The organism is Chitinophaga hostae, from assembly GCF_018224885.1.
Lineage (GTDB): Bacteria > Bacteroidota > Bacteroidia > Chitinophagales > Chitinophagaceae > Chitinophaga > Chitinophaga hostae.
In genome coordinates this window covers 296,655-317,430 of record NZ_JAGTXB010000002.1, presented here as the reverse complement: position 1 = coordinate 317,430, position 20,776 = coordinate 296,655, and the positions used below count along the sequence as shown (strand labels likewise).

Below are 20,776 nucleotides of genomic sequence, written 5' to 3'. Positions count from 1 at the left end.
TTTATCAAAATAAAATCAAATCATCAAATCACGAGAATCTTTCTAATCCTGCCCAAAGACAATCGCCGAAGGCGATCCCCATCAAATAAGCTCTTTCAATTTTGCTACCACTTTATCTACTTCTTCCCTGGTATTATTTTTACAGAAGGAGAAGCGTACGGCGATCTGGTTAGGATTGCTGTTGATGGCGCGAATAACGTGAGATCCCGCATTGGCGCCGGAGGTACACGCGCTGCCGCCGGAGGCGCAGATGCCATTGATATCCATGTTAAACAGGATCATTTCGCTTTTCTCTGACTTAGGGAATGCCACGTTCAATACGGTGTATAAACTCTTGCCATACAGGTCGCCATTGAAAGCTACTTCCGGGATATGTTGCTGTAACTGTTCCGCCATGTATATACGCAGGCCATTGATATAGGCGCTGTGTTCTTCATGCTGGGCAGTGGCTATTTCCAGGGCTTTTGCGAACCCGATGATACCATACAGGTTTTCGGTACCCGCACGCATATTACGTTCCTGGCTGCCTCCCTGTATGAACGGAGTTATCTTCACATTTTCGTTAATATATAGGATCCCCACTCCTTTAGGGCCGTGGAACTTATGTCCGGCGCCGGTTACAAAGTGTACGGGGGTATTCCGCAGATCAAAAGGATAATGCCCTACCGTTTGCACGGTATCTGAATGGAAAATGGCGTCAAACTCTTTGCAAAGGTTACCTACGGCATGTATATCCAGCAGGTTACCGATTTCGTTATTGGCGTGCATGAGGGTTACCAGGCATCTTTCAGTGGAGTTCTGCAGCAGTTCACGCAGGTGGTCCATATCAACATGACCGGAAGGCAGCACATTTACAAACGAAAGGGCTACTCCATCGTGGTGATGCAGGTATTCCACGGTGTGGAGCGTGGCATGGTGCTCAATAGGTGAAGAAATGATATGCCTGCAGCCCAGGTCTTTTACGGCGGCGTTGATGGCCGTATTGCTGCTTTCGGTTCCTCCGGAGGTAAAAAAGATCTCTCCCGGATGTGCATTTAATGCTTTGGCTACTGATTTACGAGCATTTTCGATGCCCAGTCTTGTTTCCCTGCCGTAAGAATAAATAGAGGAAGGGTTCCCGAACTTTTCTGTCATAAACGGCAGCATAGCGTCCAATACCGCGGGATCCAGCGCGGTGGTTGCTGCATTGTCAAAGTATATTCTTTCCAATGTTGGTGGTTTTTGATAAAAGAATAATAATTAATGGTGGTTGGTCGGCGAAGTTCCGAAAAAATTACGAATTACGAATTATGAATTACGGGGTTATGGGTAGACCGTCAGCTCAGTCTACCCATAACCCCGTAATTCATAATTCGTAATGCTTTCCTAAGAGTTCCTGTTAATCACATCATAAAACCGGTCCCTGTAACCATCGGAGATGGGGATAGACTGGTTAGCGATCATCACGGTATTTTTCTCCACACAGTTAATTTTATTGAGAGATACCAGGTAGGAGCGGTGTACGCGTATGAATTTGTCGGCCGGAAGGCGCGTTTCGAACGATTTAAGGCTGCGCAGTGTAAGAACGGGCAGGTTATGTGTATAGATCTTCGTATAGTCTTTCAATGCTTCGATGAAAAGAATATCTTCCAGATTGATTTTAATAATCTTGTACTCTGTTTTAATGAAGATGTAGTCATTTACCCAGGTGGCATCCATGGGCAGGGCGGTATTACCGGCGCTTACCGATTTTTGCTGGCTTACCGACCAGGTTTCACTGGCTTTTGCGGCAGCTTTCAGAAACCGTTCAAACGGCACCGGCTTCAGGAGGTAGTCTACTACATCGAGATTAAAGCCATCCAGTGCATACTCGCCGTAGGCAGTAGTGAATACTACCATGGGTGGGTATTTGAGCGATTTGAGGAATTGAATGCCGGTGATATCGGGCATTTTGATATCAAGAAATACCAGGTCTACCGGTTCGTCCTGGATAAAGCGCAGCGCGGTGGCTGCATTTTCGAATTTGCCTGCCAGGGTCAGGAAGGGAACTTTCCGGATATAGTCTTCCATGATTTCCAGCGCCAGTGGCTCGTCATCCACTGCAATACACTTTATCATTTTTTCAAACCGATTTTAAGATCAACAATAAACTGGTTTTCCGTTTCCCTGATATTAATCTCATGCTCATTTTCATAAAGCAGTTCCAATCGTTTTAATACATTGTCGAGGCCTACTCCCCCTCTTTCGGCGACGCGTTCTTTAAAGTGACTGTTCTTAACTGTTAGTCTGATCATATCTTCAGTTGTGGCAATATCTATATCAATAAAAGAGTCTTCTGTATAGCTGATACCGTGTTTGAATGCGTTTTCCACAAAGGGCACGAGTAACATTGGTTCTATCTTCAGTCCATCTGCGGTTCCGTTTAACCGGTAGTTGATCTGGATATCTTTTGGTAGCCGCAGCCGCTGTATTTCTATATAATCGTGCAGGTATTTCAGTTCCTGTGACAGTAATACCCTGGCTTCATTCGATTCATAGATCATGTAACGCATAATGGTTGACAGCTTCAAAATGGCATGTTCCGTTTGTGCCGATTGTTTATGCGCCAGCGAGTAAATGGTATTTAGACAGTTAAAAAGGAAGTGAGGATTAATCTGCGATTTTAAAAATTTTAATTCCGCATTCAACTTCTCTACTTTCAGTTCCTCACGTTGTTTTTCACTTTTAAACCATTCGAGTGCAATCTTTATAAATCCGCTCATGAACAACATCAGGAGCGCAAAAAAACCGGATCTGCGAAGTACCTCCGGAAAAAAGAGGTACTCCAGGATAGTTGGCGCATCCGGTTCCATTAAAGGATTGCCGGGATAGGCCACCGCAACGGCGGTATGTACGCTGGTATCAGGAAAAGCCTCACTCTTTCCGGAAACAGGAAGGGCGGTGGCATGAACTTCTCCCTGTTCTATCATCATACGACGATGGTGAAACGGAGGAAAGCCCGGCGATGTTACTTCCGGATTGTTAAATTTTTTATCCATGCGCAACGTCATCATCGGCGGACGAAGTGCGTAATTTTTAAAAAAGTAATAGTTGAGCGCTGCCTGCTGGGCGGTAATAAAAACAATCAGCAGCGCAATGCTGCACAGGTATACCACGATCTTCTTGCCGTTGAAATAACGGGGGATCAGCACATAGATATTGAGATAAAAAATGCCAATGAGAAACAGGTTATCTATCAGTTCTTTAATAAAAAAACCGGTATGTAAAATCTGAATACGATAAATGAAAAACGGGAAAAATAAAAAGCATGCCCATCCAAGGACGTGCAGTGAAATAAGGAAGGGACGACTTTTAAGTATCCGTTTAAAATTTAGCATCACATTATTTGATGCGATAAACTTACACCAGATAGGGTTAGGCTTGTGTTAAAATTTGTTAATCCTGTATAAGGGATTGTTAAATTTAATAAAGTTCTTAAAATCACCTTAAAATTACGGACACGAGGCTACTTTACTATCCTTGTTCTCATTTGAAAAACAGGATAGTAAAGTAGCCTCATTGTCTTTATAAATTTACTCCGCTTCGGTAATCTTCATGCTGATCAACTCCTGCTGCGTCATGGAAGGAATTTTATGATGGGTTAATTTTTCCATCACTACATTTCCTACCCGCAGTGCATTTTCCTTTGTGCGAAACACCCGGTTGCCGGGAACGCCCGGAATAATATCCTGGTAGATGTAGGTATGTCCGTCTACATTCACCCGGTAACCCCATCCGTCGCGTATTTCAAAAGGTTCCACCACTACTGCCAGCATATCGGAGCCGTTCTTTTCATGGTGATTTGTTTTCCAGGCAAAGAAAGCCAGGGCCATCACCATGATGCCGGCTGCGATAATAATATTACGCTTAGTCATTTTTGTTGTACTCTGCATTTGGATCAAATTCCCACATGTCATCGAGGTTGAGGCTGGAGCTTGCGCCCAGTACTACGAAACCGCGGTCTTTCACAGCAAAGCCGGTAGCGCCGGTACGGGCCGCGCCTTCGAAATCTGTTTTCTGTGTCCAGCGGTCAGTACCCGGGGTATATTCCCAAACTGCGCCGGAGTAGCTGCCCTTGATACCTGATACGATGTAACCTTTACCTTTCATGGCAAAAGACGCGGAACCGCTGCCCGCGAAGTTGTAGGCATCATCAAAGCTATCGTCGTTTACATTGGCGATAGGGTTCAGCGTTGTCCAGGTTTTGGTATCACCGTCGAATGAGTAAAAATCTGTTACCGCAGTAGAGTTAGCGGTACCCATGCATACATAGGCTTTGTTATCGATCACGAAAACAGAAGCATCTGTTCTTTTACCACTGTTCAGGCTCTGTACCTGTTCCCAGGTGTTGGTAACCGGATTGTATTGCCAGTTATCCTTTAACCAGTTACCGTCGTAACCGGTAGCAATATAGCCCAGGTCTTTCAACGAAAAGGCTACAGCGCCATAACGGGCGGTGCCTTTGAAATCAGCCTTCCTGGCCCAGCTGTTTACTGGAGGGGGCGTATACTCGTAGAAATCGTTCAGTTTATTTAATCCGTCGTAACCGGTACCCACATAGCCTTTGCCGGCCATCGCCATGCCTACCGCGTTACTGCGTGCGGGGCCGGAGAATGGGGTCATCTGTGTCCACTGGTTCTGATCTGCGTCGTACATCCAGAAATCCTGTAACCTGTTAGTTCCATCATACCCGGTTCCTACATAGGCTTTATTATCAATTACAAAAGAAGCGGCTGAAGTTCTGGCTACGCCTTCAAATTCAGAACGTTTAATCCAGTTCCCTACCAGCGTGGTGGTGTTTGAACTTTTCGAACAGGCCGCCAGGGAAGCCATCAATAATAATAAACTATAACCTTTTAAATATCGCATTAGCATGTTCTTTTACTGCAGCCAAAATTATCCGCAGGAGCATTCCGGCAAACAGGAAATAGCTGTTCCCGTCATTTTAGCTGACGGATACCGTTATTTCATCTACCAGTAGGATTCTTTGGCGGCAAATGCCCATTGCTGCGCCATCAGCGGCATAAAGAACATATTTCGTTATTCATCGATGAATTTTGGCCGTTGGCATATTAAAGGAACTGAAAGTATCGATCCTGTCTAAAATTGCGCACCATGAACAATACCATGGATCATTTATTTTTCAGGCGTTGCTGCAGGAGTATACGGAGGTTCTTCCCCGCATTGCTGCTCCTGGCGGCTATTTCCTCCTGCCAAAAAACCGGGTTTACCTATAACAACATTGTAGATAACAATCAGGCCACAGATTATATCCTTTCCGATACGCTGACGGTGCAGATGAAAACCGTTCAGCAGGACTCCATGCCTACTTCCGGATCGGAAGTACTGCTGACCGGTAAACGGATAGACCCGCTGTTTGGTACTTCCACCCTGCAATCCTTTTTCCAGATTGCGCAACCGGCTTCGGTGGAAATTCCCGTAAACGGCTCCAGGTATGATTCTATGGTGCTCATCATGCACCCTAACGGATACATAGCCGGCGACTCCCTGCTGCAACAGGAAATACAGGTATACCGCGTAACTGAAAAAATACAAACGGCGCAGAACTTCTATTACCTGTACAACAGCAGCAACTTCAAAACAGAAAGTACGCCCATAGGCAGCTTCACCGGTATTATCCGTCCTCACACCGATAAAACGGTTACCGTACATATGTCCGATCAGCTGGGCGGCCAGTTGTTTGCCATGCTGCGCGATAAAAGCGGTGATATCACCGCCAACAATACCTGGCTGGAATTCTTCAAGGGACTGAATGTAAGAGGAGGCGCCAACAGCCAGTCAGTAAGCGGCTTTGCAGCGAACGACACCAGCCTGGTAATGCGGCTCTACTATCATATCAATGAGCAGATCACTACCGTAAAATATGTTGATTTTAAAATGCAGGCGTCCAACCTGCAGTTCAACCGCGTAGTGACTGACCGTACCGGCACGCCCATTGCCGCGCTCACCGGTAACGTAAAGGTGTTGCCTTCCGCCAGCACCGGCAACCAGGGTTTTGCCCAGCCGATAACGGGAGCGGCTGCACGAATTGATATTCCCTACATCAAAAACCTCTCTGGCCTCGGACAATTCTTTAAGGTCATGAAAGTATATATGACACTGAAACCAGTCAGCGGCAGCTATCAGAACGACCGCCTGCCACCAAGAGTAGCCCTCTGCGAAGTGAACACGCTGAACCAGGTAACAGATACCCTTACCTACGGACAACTGACCATCGACCATCAGCTGAATGAAAACACCAACTATACCTTCGACATTACCAACTATGTCATCAAACAACAAACAGTGACTGATATTAATTCACGGGGGCTGTTGCTTACACCCAGCGCCACCGACGGCAGAACAACGCTGGACCGGCTGGTAATAGGCGACCAGCAGAACCTGAAGAACCGGGTTAAAATACAGTTATACTATCTGTTGTATAAATAAAGGATACTCATGCGAATAAAAATATATAGCGGTTTTATTATACTCCTGTTGTGCGGCACAGCAGCGAAAGCACAACACGGCCTTAATTCCATTTATTCTGCCTATGGAATAGGCGACCTGGAAACGAGGGATTACAGCCGCAATTTCGGGCTGGGAAGCACCGGCATCGGCCGTCGACATTCCGGCTATCTTAATGAGCTCAATCCTGCCTCCTACAGCGCCCTGCCTACCCAGAACTTCATGTTTGATGTGTCGCTGAAAGCACAGCAGGTCAACTACAGCGGCAGCGGCATTTCACAAAGTGCCGGCGACATCAACTTTAAACGCCTCGCCATCGGGTTCAAAGCCGCCAAATTCTGGGGTATCGGCGCAGGGATCAGCCCTTTCAGTACGGTAGACTATAAACTGCTGAACCAGCAGTTTGTGATAGGTACCGGGCAGCCTGTAACAGCTACCACCACAGGTACCGGCGGATTTAACCGGGCCTATATTTCCAACGGTTTCCAACTCAGCAAAAACTTTTCGGTAGGTGTATCCACCGCATTCCTGTTTGGTCCGCTGAATACCACCCAGTATATTGGTTCTGACTCCTTACAAACACAGCATAACAGGTACGGCTTTAAACCTAATTTTACCGCAGGCGCACAATACGCCGGAAAAATCAGCAAAGACTGGCAACTGGGTCTGGGCGCCACTTACCGGTTCCAGACCAAAATGAAACTGCAGGAAAAATTAGACATCGTAGATCAGAATGGCACCTCGCTCTATTCAAAGGACCAGGACCCTTCTTTCTTTACCCTGCCGGCAGAATATGGCGCGGGCCTTACGCTCACCAATGGTACTATCACCTGGGTAGCCGACTACCGCCATCAGCTTTGGAACAGCCTGAACGAAAAAGGAGCTACCTACAGCTACCAGGATGGAGAACGCTATTCTACCGGTATAGAATATACGCTGAAGCGTCAATACTACAACCAAACATTTGAAGGCGCCGTATTACAGGCTGGCTTTGCCTATAATAAATCTCCACTGGTGGTAAGCAGCACTCAGATCAAAGATATTTCCGGCTCTATCGGCATGTCGTTGCCCAGCAAGAACGGGCAACTCAGATATTATATTGGGCTTGAAGCCGGACAACGTGGCCAAACCGGCACAGCCCTGGTGAAAGAAACGTATGTAAACGCAATATTTAATTTCAGTTTGAGGGATATATGGTTCTTTAAACGGTTATCGCAATAGGTTGTTAGCAAAAATGCAGCGGAATTTGTCTTACCCAGGATTAAACTGATTTTGTTGATTAAATGATTTTACTTTTCTGATTTAAAAAGATTTGGGAAGATATAAGCGGATAAATGGAGTGCCGCCTAAATCTTCCTAAATCTTTTTTAAAAATCACAAGGAAAAAATCTTGTAAATCAACAAAATCAGTTTAATCCTGGGCAAGACAAAATCCGCGTCAATCCGGTGTATTATCAGAGAGCAGTTCCCGGAACCAGTAGCCGGAATCCTTGATGATTCGTTGCTGGGTTTCAAAATTTACGTGAACAAGACCGAAGCGGGCGCGATATCCTTCTGCCCATTCAAAGTTGTCGGTGAGGGTCCAGGCAAAATAGCCTTCTACGGGAATGCCCTCCTGCTTTGCTTTTAACACACCGGCGAGGTACTCTTCGAAATACCGGATGCGGGCAATATCTTCAACACGGCCATCGGCGGTAGGCTGATCAGGGAAGGCAGCGCCGCCTTCCGTTACGATGAGCTTTTTTATACTTTTGTAAGCGGCAAACTGTTTGAGTACTTCGTATAGTCCGTTGCCGTTAATTTCCCAACCAAGACCTGTTAGCGGCACATTCCTCGATTTGGCCTTTACCTCCGAAATTTTTACAATCGGCATAAAGGAGTTGTACTTTACCACCAGGGGGAAATAATTCTGTACACCAATAAAATCAAAATCAAATGCCAGCCGGTCCCAATCACGCCACAGGGCATAACGGCGTTCGATGCGTTTCAGCAACGGAAAGTCGTTTACCGGGTAGCCCATACCCAATGAAGGTTCCAGGAACAAGCGGTTAAAGAGTGCATCTGCCCTGCGGGCGGCGCTTAAGTCGGCCTCATTGTTGGAATACGGAATGATCTGTGAGCAGGACAATGCGGTGCCTATATTGGCGCCTGCTACTTCTTCCCGGATAACGCGGGCTGCTTCTGCCTGGGCCAGTACCGCATGATGTACAGCCGGTAAAAACCACGACAATCCAAATTTACCGGGCGCATGTACCCCCAGCATATATCCCAGGGCTGTAAAGCCAAAAGGTTCATTCAGGATGATCCAGTTCTTCACCTTATTGCCATATTCCCTGCCGCATATTCTGGCAAATTCTTCAAAAGCAAATACTACTCCCCGGTGGCTCCAACCGCCTTTATGTTCCAGGGCCTGGGGCAGATCCCAGTGATACAGCGTAATATAAGGCTCCAATCCTAATTCCAGGCAGGCATCTATTACCCGGTGATAGTAGTCGATTCCCGCCTGGTTCACCTTACCGGTTCCTTTGGGTAAAATACGCGACCAGGAGAGGGAAAAACGAAATACGGAGAAGCCCAAAAGCTTAGCCAGCAATATATCCTGGGTATACCGGTTGTAAAAATCAGTGGCTATCTGAGCGTGGCTTTTATCTTTGATTTTGCCTTTGCGGCCGGAGAAAGTATCCCAGATAGAAAGTCCCTTACCCTCGGTATCGAAGGCACCTTCATTCTGAAAAGCGGAAATGGTAATACCCCAAAGAAAATCTTCCCCAAAATCCTTGCGTGTAAAGGGTACAGCAGTTTTTTGCATATGCGATACCGATAAAAACCGGGATACAGCGATCCCGTAACCGGGTGCAGTTTACAACAGTTTTCGGGGAAAAGTAATTATATAATTGTTAACATCAGCTTTTAGCGGTTAGCTTTTAGCTTTTAGGGAATGCAGCGGGTGGGATGGCGGAGGATAAATGCGAAGGATGGCTTTTAGCGGTTAGCGGTTAGCTTTTAGGGAATGCAGCGGATGGGATGGCGGGGGATAAATGCGAAGGATGGCTTTTAGCGGTTAGCGGTTAGCTTTTAGGGAATGCAGCGGGTGGGATGGCGAAGGATAAATACGAAGGAGAAAGTGAGGGTGACTGGTGCGTGTGAGGGCTTTTGCTTTTTGCTTCGCAAAAGCAATTTTAAATATTATTTTTGAAAGACGACTAAACAAGGGGGCAAAAAATATGCGGACAATAAACCTATTGCCTGGATTGGCGCTGCTGGTGGCTTGTGCAGGAAATCCGGGAAAGCAGGATGCTACGGGAGCAGAAAAGGACAGTCTTAATAAAATGGTGCTGATACCTGCCGGAACATTCATGATGGGTGCAGATGATTCCACGGGCATGGCAGATGAATATCCAAAACATTCGGTGGCGATAGCCAGTTTCTGGATGGATGAACATGAAGTGACCAACCAGGAGTTTGCGGCTTTTGTAAAAGCCACTGGTTATGTGACTACAGCCGAGAAGCCGATCAGCAAAGAGGAATTGCTGGCGAGCCTGCCGCCCGGAACACCTGAACCTGACAGCAGTGTGCTGGCCGATATGATGGCGCCGGGAGCGTTGGTGTTCACACCTCCTGACCATGCGGTTTCTTTCAATGATATTTCCCAGTGGTGGACATTTACGCCCGGCACTACCTGGCAACATCCGGAAGGACCCGGCAGCAACCTCGATAACAGGGGCAATCTGCCCGTTACCCAGGTTTCCTGGCTGGATGCCCAGGCTTACGCCAAATGGGCCGGGAAAAGGCTCCCTACGGAGGCAGAATGGGAGTATGCTGCCCGTGGGGCACTCTCCGGAAAATTATATCCCTGGGGCGATGAAGCACTGACCACCGGAAAACCGAAAGCCAACACATGGAACGGCAATTTCCCTTATAACAATACTAAAACTGACGGCTTTTATGGTCCGGCACCGGTAAAGTCGTATAGCCCTAACGGTTATAAGCTCTATGATATGTCCGGTAATGTGTGGGAGTGGTGTGAAGACTGGTACGACGCGAATTATTATGTACAGGGTGAAAAAGGCGCACAAAACCCTCCGGGACCGGCAGCAGGTTTTGATCCGGATGATCAGGGCCAGGCCAAAAGAGTGATCCGTGGCGGTTCTTTTATGTGCAGCGATGAATATTGCCGGGGCTACCGGGTATCGGCACGGATGAAGAGTACACCTGAATCCGGTTTATCCAACCTGGGCTTTCGCTGCGTGCGCGCTGTGGCCGCAAAATAGGCTGCTGTTTATCCTGATAAAGGACAGAAACAAAAATGCCACGGTGGCGGACCGTGGCTTTTTGGTGGGTATATAAATAACTAGTTTATTTTTAGGGTGTCGACGGTTATGGTGTGAAGATTAGCCTGCTTTGTGGTAACCAGGATGACGCCATTCTTTCCGGCAGATCCATAAATTGCTGTGGCATTCTTATCTTTCAGCACCGTGATCGATTCAATTTTATCCGGAGGAATGCTCTCCATTGTTTTTCCATCGCGCATCGGAACGCCGTCCACTACCACCAATACATCTTGTGGTATTTTGCCGCTAATCCTGTCTTTTACTATTACCAGGCCGGCTGAGTGTGATGGTTTCAATGAAATATAAACGACGCCGTTATTAGCATTTTCTCCATACTTGCTAACCAGCTCTTTTCTTTTTTCAGCGGAGAAATCTTTCCATACATCCATTGATGCAATACTATTTGTTTCCTCATACTCTTTGAGAGCTGCCTTGGTTATCACCTTGCCATCTACCAGGAAAACCGGGTCGCCCCCCTTGCCATAGCTGCGTACAGTAATACGGGGAGCAGCAGTATCCTTTATCAGTTTGCCCTCAACAACAACCGGTGCGAGCTTGGGATCTTCCGGAGATGGCGGTGGCGCAGTTTGTAACGCCAGATGTACAATCTGGGGATCTTTTGGAGGCGCTGGTACTTTTGATCCTTTTTGTACTTTAGGCGGAGCTGGTGGTGGCGGCGGTGCAGGGGGCAGCGGCGGCGGTGGTACCGTATCAGTAACAACGCTGTTCAGGTGCAACAATGCCGACGCTTTCGTATAATTCAATGATAAAACCAATCCTCCAACCAGTGTACCTAATACCAGGTAACGGGCCAGCTGATAGCGTGATGACTTTTTACTGTTCATCATGATGATCCTTTTTTTAAGATGTGAGAAATTGAAATTGTTTGCGATGGCCGTCGCATATGGGATCCCACTAACTTTAATAAGATTATACTGATAACTGGTTTTATCCACCCCCTGTTGCAACAGGTACCTGTCTGTTATAAATTCCAGGTTTTCGCGGATGGCTGTCTTCATCAGCCAAGCGCCGGGATTGAACCAGTAAAAAATCTGATTGATTTCTCCCAGCAGTGCATCGGCAGTATGCCATTGCTGCACATGCACTTTTTCATGACGCAGTATAGCAGGCAATTCATCGGGCTGATGCAGGGAGGGATTAATATAGATATGACGGAAGAAAGAAAAAGGATTTACCGGCTGTTGCAGCAGCTGCACAGGGATATTATCGATGTTGCCCCGTTGCGATTGGCGGTGAATTTTCCACAGGGAAAAAAGCTGTATGCAAAAACGTATAGCCATAAACGATACTCCCAGCCAAAAGAGATATACTAACGCTGTCCATACAGTAAATACCGGCGCTGGTGCTTCCCAGGCAGAAAAATCAGGCACATAGGTCATTACGTTGCCGGCAATTACTTCGTGTTTATTCACAAAGGCATCGATCGATATAAAAGGGAACAAGGATGAAAATGCAATGCCGGTCAACAGGAACAACCTGTTCAATGTATAGAAGGTCAGTCGGCGCAAACCAAAGCGGTATGCGAGAAAGAACATTGTTAACGCAATATTTGCCTTTAGCAGGTATATCAAAATAGCAGGTACCATGGCCAGGATTTTATTATTTACCTTTTTCTATCATGTTGATAATTTCTTTTAACTCATCGGGGCTAATCTTCTTTTCCTTTGCAAAGAAGGATACCAGTTCTTTATAGGAGTTTTCGAAATAATCTTTTACAAAACCGTTCATGAACTTTTGCTTATAGGCAGCTTCTTCGATCGATGGCGTGTATTCATATACGTTACCCATTTTCCGGCTTTCGAGAAACCCTTTTTTCTCCAGGTTTTTGATGGTAGAAGCCAGGGTGGTATACGGGGGTACCGGCGCCGGATGCGCTTCCAGGAAGTCTTTCACGAAACCTTTCCCTACTTTCCAGATAGCCAGCATGGCTGTTTCTTCTTGCTGGGTAAGTTTTTCCATAATAAAAGATTATATTGAATTACGATTCTTTCGTAAATCTACGAAATAATCGTAGATCGCCAAATTTATTTTTTTGGAGCAGAAAGCAAAAGGCTGAAAGCAAAAAGCTATTAAAGCGAATGACCTGATCGGAAGAATAGTATCCGATCAGGTCATTCGCTTTAATAGCTTTTTGCTTTCAGCTTTACGCTCTATGTCTCTTGTTCTACTTCAGTATTTCTTCCAGTTTGGAAGCGAGTTCGTCGCCGCGCAGGTTTTTAGCTACGATTTTACCTTTAGGATCCACCAGCACATTCTGGGGGATAGCGCGCACACCATAGAGGTCGGCTGCTGCATTCTTCCAGCCCTTCAGGTCGGAAACATGTGTCCAGGTAAGCTTATCGGCTTCTACTGCTGCCAACCATTTATCTTTTTTGTCATCCAGGGAAACGCCGAGGATTTCGAAGCCTTTGGATTTGAATTTGTCGTAAGCCTTTACCACATTAGGGTTTTCAGCACGGCAGGGACCGCACCAGCTGGCCCAGAAATCTACCAGTACATATTTACCACGGAAAGAGGAGAGGCTGATGTTTTTACCGTTGGCATCTGCCTGGGCAAAGTCCAGCGCCTGCTCGCCGATAGCTGTTTTCCGTGCCGACTCAAGGCGTTTGGATAACTCCTTACCAGAAGGAGAGTTCTTTGCTTCTTTGCTTAATTTCTTAAACAGTGGAGCAATCTCTGCTGGCTTCAGATCGTATCCTGCTACCTGGTTCAGTAAGAACACAGCAATTGGGGAACTGGTATTTTTAGAGAGAAAGTCATTCTCAATTTTTTTCTCTTCTGCGTCCAGGGCATCGTATTGTGCTTCCAGTTTCTTAATGCCTTCTTCGTCTTTGTTTTTTGCCAGCTCACGATATTGTTTCTGCAGTGCAGCACCTTTCTCGTTTACATCGCTGAGCAGATCGTTCAGCTTTTTATAATCATCGTTGGCTTTGGAACCGGTTACAGTGGCTTTGCTGATGGAGTCGGTGGTATTAATGCTGATAACGCCTTTATCCAGGAACACTGCGAGCATATCGCGGCTCATTGATACCGGCTTTTCTGTGCCTTTCTGTACCAGCATCAGGCTGGCCAGACCAGGTTCTTCCAGTGAACCGGTAAAAGTGAATTTACCATCTTTAATTTGTGCGCTATCTACGAAGTTTTCTCCTGCTTTACGCATTCTGAAGTAAACAGTAGCGGGATTCTGTTGTTGGGAAACAGTTCCCTCTATAGTATAAGGCTTGCCTGCAGACGAGCCCTTTTTATCCTGGGCGAACAATACTGCCGGTGCTAAAAGGGCAATACCCACAATCGTTTTTTTCATTGGTTTTTGTTTTACGAATAACAAATTTGTAGAATCGGCTGATCAATAGCAACCTGATTTTGATAAACGGCTATTGCAGTAATTCCTGCAGTTTAGCCTCCAGCTCTTCTCCCCGCAGGTTGCGGGCAATAATCTTTCCCTCCGGGCTTACCAGGAAGTTGGACGGGATGGACTGGATACTGTACTGTACAGCCACTTCATTGCTCCATCCACGCAGATCAGATACCTGTGTCCAGGTAAGGCCGTCCTGGCTGATAGCCCGTAACCAGCGGTCACGGTTATCGTCGAGGGAAACCCCCAGGATGGTAAAGTTCTTATCCTTGTATTTGTTATACGCTTTTACAACATTGGGATTTTCCTGGCGACAGGGACCGCACCAGCTGGCCCAGAAGTCGACCAACACATACTTGCCCCGGAATGAGGAAAGCTTTACCGGCTGACCCTTTGTATCTGTCTGGGAAAAGTCGTCCGCGGCCACATTTACCCCGTTTGCTTTCAGACTTTTTATATAGGCGGTTACGCTTTCTCCGTATTGGCTGCTCTGTATGGATTTGTCAAGGGAACTGAACAGTTCCTGGAATTCTTCTGCCTCCAGGCGAGACCGTAGTTCGTTCATCAGCAGCCACACGCTGGCAATATTACGCGGATGTGTTTTGATAAAGTCCTTGCCTGTTTTTACCACATCCTTACTGAATTCATCGGCCTTTTTGCGGAAAGCATTTTTGGCTGGTTCATCTTCCGGGTTAATTTCCCTGGCCGAATTATTCAACTCCTGCGCTCTTTTGATCAGCGGCTCAAAAGCTTTCTGGTATTGCTGCATTGCCTGGGTATTGTCGTTACCTTTCACCGAAGAAGCAATAGGATAAGTTTCCACGCTGGTAGCAAAATGAACCGGCTCGCTTCCTCCTGTTACAAACAACATCGGGTAATTCACATCCCTGAGTATCAACGCGTATACAACGGGTTCTTTGCCGCTTTTTACCCGGAAACTAAACTGATCATTCTTGATCACTACGGAGTCGTCCGGGTTATTGTCCTGGTCATCAAAAAGGTATATGGTTTTGCCGTTGCCTCCTTTCACTATACCCGATACCTGCTGGGCATACACACCTGCGGAAAACAGCACCACAGCGGCTAACAGGAAAATCTGTTTCATTACGAATTATTTTAATTAGTTAGAGGGGTGTAATATACGAAGAGATTTTTTAAGGAGCGAACTGCGGGCTTCGCCCGCTATTAAATTTTCTTGCCCAGGATTTTGATGATTTTGAAGATTAAACTGATTTTATTCCATTCATCTTACGGGCTTATTAGTTACTAATCATTCCGTAACAGATAGAAATAAAATCAGGCTAATCTTCAAAATCATCAAAATCCTGGGCAAGAAAATCTAATTACCGGCGAAGCCGGTCAATTATTTATGCCGCTGTTTTAACACCGATATAACATCTGACAGCTGGAACCCTTTGGCCTGCAACAGGATCAGGTAATGGAACAACAAATCAGCGGATTCGTTGAGAAATAATTCATCGTTGTTATCCTTTGCTTCGATCACCACTTCCACTGCTTCCTCTCCTACTTTTTGTGCAATTTTATTGATACCCCGTGCAAACAAGCTGGCGGTGTAGGATTTATCGGTAGGATTATTTTTCCGGTCAGCGATAATGCCTTCCAGGGTGGCGAGAAAATCGTTGCTTATATTTTGCTCATCCCAGCAGGTATCTGCGCCGGTATGACATACGGGACCAACGGGGCTGGCCTTAACGAGAATGGTATCCTGGTCGCAGTCGACCTTCAAATCTTTTACGATCAGGAAATTCCCGCTTTCTTCTCCTTTTGTCCATAAACGGTTTTTAGAGCGGCTGAAAAAAGTCACCTTACTTTCCGCCATGGTTTTCTCCAGTGCTTCACGGTTCATATAACCGAGCATGAGCACTTTGCTTGTCACAGCATCCTGTATAATAGCCGGTACAAGGCCATCGGACGACTTTTGAAAATCTATCTGCATGTTACTTTGTTTCAGGTATCACTAAAATCTTACGTTCACCCCTTTGTTATAAAGAAAGGTTTTGAGCGCGGGTATTTCTATTTCTTTATAGTGGAAGATGCTGGCAGCAAGAGCAGCATCCGCCTGTGCGTTTCCAAATACGTCTACAAAATGTTCCATGTTACCAGCGCCACCGGAAGCGATAACAGGCACATTCAGGTTTTGGGACAACTGGCCGGTAATATCCAGTGCAAAACCTTTTTTGGTGCCATCGTTGTTCATAGAGGTGAGGAGTATTTCACCGGCGCCTCGATTCACGGCCTCTTTGGCCCAGTCAAATGCTTTCACGTCTGTTTTTACGCGGCCGCCGTTGAGGTATACGTACCAGTCGCCATCCTCAAACCGGGTATCAATAGCCAGTACAATACACTGGCTGCCAAATTCACGGGCAAGCCGGTCTACCAGTGCCGGTTCCTTAAAGGCGGAGGTATTAACAGATATTTTATCAGCGCCGGATTGCAGCAGTACATTTACATCTTCTACAGACGAGATACCACCGCCCACCGTAAACGGAATATTCACATGACGGGCGATACGGGTTACCAGTTCCGCCAGCGTTTTCCGGCGTTCATTGGTAGCGGTAATATCGAGGAATACCAGTTCATCGGCGCCCTGCCGGGCATATAAGGCACCCAGCTCAATTGGATCACCGGCATCACGGATATTTTCGAAGTTGACACCTTTAACGGTACGTCCGTCTTTGATATCCAGGCATGGTATGATACGTTTGGTCAACATGTGTTAAAGATTTACAGGAATGTTTTTAATGCTTCCATGGAGATATTTCCCTCATAGATAGCTTTACCAATAATAGCGCCGCTGCAGCCTATTTCCTGCAAGGCCGCCACGTCTTCAATATTGCTTACTCCACCGCTGGCCACAAAGTTAATAGCCGGAAAGCGTTCAATAATTTTTTTGTACAACTCCGTAGATGGTCCCTGTAAAAGACCATCTTTTGCGATATCTGTACAAAAGATATTGGTGACACCGTTTGCGACATTGCTTTCCAGGAAATCAAATACAGAAAGCCCCGTTGTTTCCAGCCAGCCGCCTACTGCTATCTTTTCTTCCTTCACATCGGCGCCCAGGAATATTTTACCGGCTCCGTATTGGGCAACCCAGCTAAAAAACAATTCCGGCTGTTTCACGGCTACGCTACCAATAGTAGCTAACGCCGCGCCGCATTCAAAAACGATATCAATATCCTTCCCGGTTTTGATGCCCCCTCCAAAATCTGTTACCAGGCTGGTTTTACCCACAATGCTCTCCAGCACTTTCCAGTTTACCACCTGTCCTTTTTTGGCGCCGTCAAGATCTACCAGGTGCAGGCGTCGTACGCCGATGGCTTCAAACTCTTTAGCTACTTCCAGCGGATGCTCATTGTATATTTTCTGCTGGCTGTAATCGCCCTGGGTAAGTCGTACGCATTTACCATCGATAATATCAATGGCGGGAATAATTTCGAAATGTTTTGCTGTCATATCTGTTTGTTCCAAAGGCAGTTCCATTCTTATAAAATTGATACCGCCCTTTACAAAATAATCACCCTTTGCAGTGTATCCCAACCTGTCATAAAAACCGACTGCTGTATCACGGGCATTACACCAGAGCAATTTTATATTTTCTTTTTTGCAGATACCTGCAAGGTGCGCGAGTACAGCTTTACCATACCCTTTTCCCTGTGCAGCCGGCAGGGTAGCCAGCTTACGGAACTGGGCGCTGTCGCGTTCCAGGAAAAGGGATACCACTGTTACCAGTTGTCCGTGATCAAAAACGCCAAAGTGTAATCCGTCTTCATCATGATCTACCTTTACGGCCGACAATGATTCGTTGGGGTACAATACATCCCGGCGGAGTTGTAACGTATCGTCTGCACTGATCCTGCGGATATTCATCTCAGAGATTCAAAAAGTTTTCAATAATACGTGCGCCTGCTTCAGCGGATTTTTCCGGGTGAAACTGTACTGCATAGAAATTATTTTTTTGCAGTGCAGCGCTGTAGTTGATCACGTAATTGGTGATGGCTACGGTATCTGCGCCAAGTGCAGCATAGTAGCTGTGCACGAAATACATGTAGGCGTTTTCCGGTACATGTTCAAATACTACACTATGCAAACCCGTAATATTGTTCCAGCCTATTTGTGGTATTTTAAGCAGGTTTTCCACCGGTGACTGGAAGCGCTTTACGTTTACATCAAACACACCGATGCAATCCGTATTATTTTCTTCCGAATGCCGGCACAGCAGCTGCATACCCAGGCAAATACCCAGTACCGGCTGTTTCAGGCCGCCAATCACCTTATCCAGTTTTCTTTCTTTCAGGTATTGCATTGCCGTACTGGCTTCTCCTACACCGGGAAAAATAACCTTATCGGCCGCCATGATCTCCTCGTGATCATCAGTAACAGTACCGTTCACGCCTAAACGCTCCAATGCAAACTGCACAGAACGGATATTACCGGCGTTGTATTTTATGATAACCGTTTTCATAAAAGAATTACGAATTATGAATTGCCAATTATGAATTATGAATTACGAATTACAGTATTTGTTGATCTATTTACAGATCCGTAATTCATAATTGGTAATTCATAATTCTCATTTTATTGTTTCAATAAATGATTTTACCGTTTCATCAATATTCCGGCTGTTTTCGATGGCTTTTATAAAAGCTGTTCCTATAATAGCGCCGTTGGCATGTGCCGTTGCCGCATCAAAAGTAGCTTTATCTTTTATACCAAAACCAATTAATACCGGGTTGCTGAGTTGTAATTCTTTCAGCCTTTCAAAATAGGCCTGCTGATCGTTCATATCCTTGTCTTTCCCCGTAGTGGAAGAAGAAGATACGGCATAGAGAAACCCTTTGCTAAGGCTATCAATTTTCCGTATCCTGGCTTCGCTGGTTTCTGGCGTTACCAGGAAGATAAGATGCAGGTTATATTTTTCAAATACCGGTTTGTATTCGTTTTCGTATTCGGCCATAGGCAGGTCCGGTACTATAATACCATCTATCCCGACTTCCGCGCATTTGGCACAGAAGGCTTCCACGCCGTAGGTAAGTACCGGGTTAAAATATCCCATGAGGATAACGGGCACCTGTATGGTATTCCGGAAGCCTGCGAGTTGCTCAAAGAGGGTATGCAGGCTCATGCCGTTTTTCAGGGCCCTGGTGCTGCTGTCCTGGATTACCGGGCCATCTGCCAGCGGGTCCGAGAAAGGCATACCGAGTTCTATCAGATCCGCACCATGTTGCTGCAGGGCGGTCATTACCGGAAGGGTATCGTTTAGTTCCGGGAAACCAGCCGTGCAGTATATATTTAAAACGCCGTGTTGCTTTTTGGCAAACAGTTGATCAATACGATTTTGCATAATCCATTTTATTTATTCATGTGACGGATATAAGTTTCCAGGTCTTTATCACCGCGACCGGAAAGGCATACCACAACTACATCTTCTTTTTTCAGGGGCAGATCTTTCAATTTTGCCAGGGCATGTGCCGATTCCATAGCAGGAATAATTCCTTCCAGCAAACTCAGCTCATAGGCAGCAGCCAGGGCTTCATCATCGGTGGCAGAAAGAAACTGTGCACGCCCTGATTCGTACAGATGTGCGTGCATAGGTCCGATACCCGGATAATCGAGTCCTGCGGAGATGGAATGCGGTTCTGTGATCTGTCCGTCGCTGGTTTGCATCAGTAACGTTTTGCTGGCGTGGATAATCCCGATAGTACCCAATTGGGTGGTGGCGGCGGAAAAGCCGCTGTGTACTCCTTTACCTCCCGCTTCTACGGCCACCAGTTTCACGTCTTCCCTGTCCAGGTAGTGAAAATAAGCGCCGGCGGCGTTACTGCCACCGCCAATACAAGCCACTACATAGTCAGGATTTTCGCTACCGGTTTTAGCCAGCAGCTGTTTCTTTATTTCCTCGCTGATCACTGACTGGAACCGGGCTACCATATCGGGATAGGGATGCGGACCGGCAGCGGTGCCCAGTATATAGTGGGTATCTACCGGGTTGTTGATCCAGTCGCGGATAGCCTCATTGGTGGCATCTTTCAGCGTTCTGCTGCCGCTGGTAGCAGGTACTACGGTGGCGCCAAGCATTTTCATGCGGGCCACGTTGGGTGCTTGTCTCTCGATATCAATGCTTCCCATATACACCACGCATTCCAGTCCCATTAACGCACATACTGTAGCAGTGGCTACGCCATGCTGGCCGGCGCCGGTTTCTGCGATGATGCGGTTTTTACCCAGGCGTTTTGCCAGCAGGATCTGCCCGATGGTGTTGTTTACTTTGTGTGCGCCGGTATGATTAAGATCTTCTCTTTTAAGGAAAATATTTGCCTTATATTTTTCTGACAAACGTTTAGCGAAATACAGCGGGGAAGGCCGGCCTACATAGTCTGTAAGCAAAGCTTCAAACTCCTGCTGAAAAGAAGGGTCGCTTAGTATACTGAGGTATTGGGATTGTAATTCCTCCACGTTGGGGTATAACATTTCAGGAATGTATGCCCCTCCAAATCTGCCATAATAGCCATTCTTATCCACCTGATACCTGGAGTTGCCGGTATTAATCGCAATATCCATG

Annotated in this window: 19 protein-coding genes; 3 read left to right on the top strand and 16 right to left on the bottom strand. The window is 46.4% G+C overall.

The genetic code is table 11. The features are described from left to right. Positions 1-81 precede the first annotated feature (81 nt). From KE626_RS05550 to KE626_RS05530, 5 genes are all read right to left on the bottom strand, one after another. On the bottom strand, positions 82-1,209 hold the full coding sequence (locus tag KE626_RS05550) for a cysteine desulfurase family protein (protein ID WP_211971871.1): 1,128 nt from the start codon (positions 1,207-1,209) through the stop codon (positions 82-84). A gap of 156 nt (positions 1,210-1,365) precedes the next feature. After that, positions 1,366-2,097: a LytR/AlgR family response regulator transcription factor gene (locus KE626_RS05545; protein ID WP_211971870.1), complete on the bottom strand. Its 732-nt coding sequence runs from the start codon at positions 2,095-2,097 to the stop codon at positions 1,366-1,368. Then, positions 2,094-3,356 (bottom strand): sensor histidine kinase, encoded by a 1,263-nt coding sequence (locus KE626_RS05540; protein ID WP_211971869.1) that lies wholly within the window; start codon positions 3,354-3,356, stop codon positions 2,094-2,096. The genes KE626_RS05545 and KE626_RS05540 overlap by 4 nt, the downstream gene beginning before the upstream one ends. A 195-nt stretch (positions 3,357-3,551) precedes the next feature. Beyond that, the gene (locus KE626_RS05535; RefSeq protein ID WP_211971868.1) at positions 3,552-3,893 is read right to left on the bottom strand and encodes a DUF4907 domain-containing protein; all 342 of its coding nucleotides are present in this window, start codon (positions 3,891-3,893) and stop codon (positions 3,552-3,554) included. After that, complete coding sequence (locus tag KE626_RS05530; protein WP_211971867.1) at positions 3,886-4,887, bottom strand: Kelch repeat-containing protein; 1,002 nt, start codon at positions 4,885-4,887, stop codon at positions 3,886-3,888. The genes KE626_RS05535 and KE626_RS05530 overlap by 8 nt, the downstream gene beginning before the upstream one ends. Before the next feature lie 246 nt (positions 4,888-5,133). On the opposite strand from KE626_RS05530, the gene KE626_RS05525 reads away from it, so the two are divergent. Both KE626_RS05525 and bamG read left to right on the top strand, forming a co-directional pair. Continuing rightward, positions 5,134-6,468, top strand: coding sequence for a DUF4270 family protein (locus tag KE626_RS05525; protein WP_211971866.1), 1,335 nt, complete (start codon positions 5,134-5,136; stop codon positions 6,466-6,468). 9 nt (positions 6,469-6,477) lie between these two features. Further along, positions 6,478-7,707 carry a BamG family beta-barrel-assembly machinery protein gene (bamG, locus tag KE626_RS05520; RefSeq protein ID WP_211971865.1) on the top strand — a complete coding sequence of 410 codons (1,230 nt, stop codon included), beginning with the start codon at positions 6,478-6,480 and terminating at the stop codon, positions 7,705-7,707. Positions 7,708-7,924: 217 nt separating this feature from the next. Here the strand turns inward: bamG and KE626_RS05515 are convergent, their stop codons facing one another. After that, a complete protein-coding gene (locus KE626_RS05515) occupies positions 7,925-9,295 on the bottom strand; it encodes a GH1 family beta-glucosidase (RefSeq protein WP_211971864.1) in 1,371 nt (456 codons plus the stop codon). A gap of 415 nt (positions 9,296-9,710) precedes the next feature. Between KE626_RS05515 and KE626_RS05510 the strand changes: the two genes are divergently transcribed. Beyond that, a complete protein-coding gene (locus KE626_RS05510) occupies positions 9,711-10,757 on the top strand; it encodes a formylglycine-generating enzyme family protein (protein ID WP_211971863.1) in 1,047 nt (348 codons plus the stop codon). Between the two features lie 80 nt (positions 10,758-10,837). Here KE626_RS05510 and KE626_RS05505 read toward each other — a convergent pair whose 3' ends face one another. The 10 genes from KE626_RS05505 to trpB all read right to left on the bottom strand — a co-directional run bounded on the left by KE626_RS05505 (position 10,838) and on the right by trpB (position 20,775). Further along, positions 10,838-12,424, bottom strand: coding sequence for a M56 family metallopeptidase (locus tag KE626_RS05505; RefSeq protein WP_211971862.1), 1,587 nt, complete (start codon positions 12,422-12,424; stop codon positions 10,838-10,840). A 13-nt stretch (positions 12,425-12,437) separates the two neighbouring features. Further along, positions 12,438-12,797, bottom strand: a complete 360-nt coding sequence (locus tag KE626_RS05500; RefSeq protein WP_211971861.1) for a BlaI/MecI/CopY family transcriptional regulator — start codon at positions 12,795-12,797, stop codon at positions 12,438-12,440. A 205-nt stretch (positions 12,798-13,002) separates the two neighbouring features. Beyond that, on the bottom strand, positions 13,003-14,142 hold the full coding sequence (locus tag KE626_RS05495; protein WP_249207282.1) for an AhpC/TSA family protein: 1,140 nt from the start codon (positions 14,140-14,142) through the stop codon (positions 13,003-13,005). A 70-nt stretch (positions 14,143-14,212) separates the two neighbouring features. Next, the gene (locus KE626_RS05490; RefSeq protein WP_211971860.1) at positions 14,213-15,298 is read right to left on the bottom strand and encodes a TlpA disulfide reductase family protein; all 1,086 of its coding nucleotides are present in this window, start codon (positions 15,296-15,298) and stop codon (positions 14,213-14,215) included. Positions 15,299-15,556: 258 nt separating this feature from the next. After that, positions 15,557-16,150: a bifunctional phosphoribosyl-AMP cyclohydrolase/phosphoribosyl-ATP diphosphatase HisIE gene (gene hisIE, locus KE626_RS05485; protein ID WP_211971859.1), complete on the bottom strand. Its 594-nt coding sequence runs from the start codon at positions 16,148-16,150 to the stop codon at positions 15,557-15,559. 21 nt (positions 16,151-16,171) lie between these two features. Beyond that, on the bottom strand, positions 16,172-16,927 hold the full coding sequence (gene hisF / locus KE626_RS05480) for an imidazole glycerol phosphate synthase subunit HisF (RefSeq protein ID WP_211971858.1): 756 nt from the start codon (positions 16,925-16,927) through the stop codon (positions 16,172-16,174). 11 nt (positions 16,928-16,938) lie between these two features. After that, a complete protein-coding gene (hisA, locus tag KE626_RS05475; RefSeq protein ID WP_211971857.1) occupies positions 16,939-18,084 on the bottom strand; it encodes a 1-(5-phosphoribosyl)-5-[(5-phosphoribosylamino)methylideneamino]imidazole-4-carboxamide isomerase in 1,146 nt (381 codons plus the stop codon). A 1-nt stretch (position 18,085) separates the two neighbouring features. Further along, positions 18,086-18,679 (bottom strand): imidazole glycerol phosphate synthase subunit HisH, encoded by a 594-nt coding sequence (gene hisH / locus KE626_RS05470; RefSeq protein WP_211971856.1) that lies wholly within the window; start codon positions 18,677-18,679, stop codon positions 18,086-18,088. Between the two features lie 108 nt (positions 18,680-18,787). After that, positions 18,788-19,558 (bottom strand): tryptophan synthase subunit alpha, encoded by a 771-nt coding sequence (trpA, locus tag KE626_RS05465; RefSeq protein ID WP_211971855.1) that lies wholly within the window; start codon positions 19,556-19,558, stop codon positions 18,788-18,790. 8 nt (positions 19,559-19,566) lie between these two features. Further along, entirely contained in the window at positions 19,567-20,775 is a 1,209-nt protein-coding gene (trpB, locus tag KE626_RS05460) for a tryptophan synthase subunit beta (RefSeq protein WP_211971854.1), read from the bottom strand. Position 20,776 lies beyond the last annotated feature (1 nt).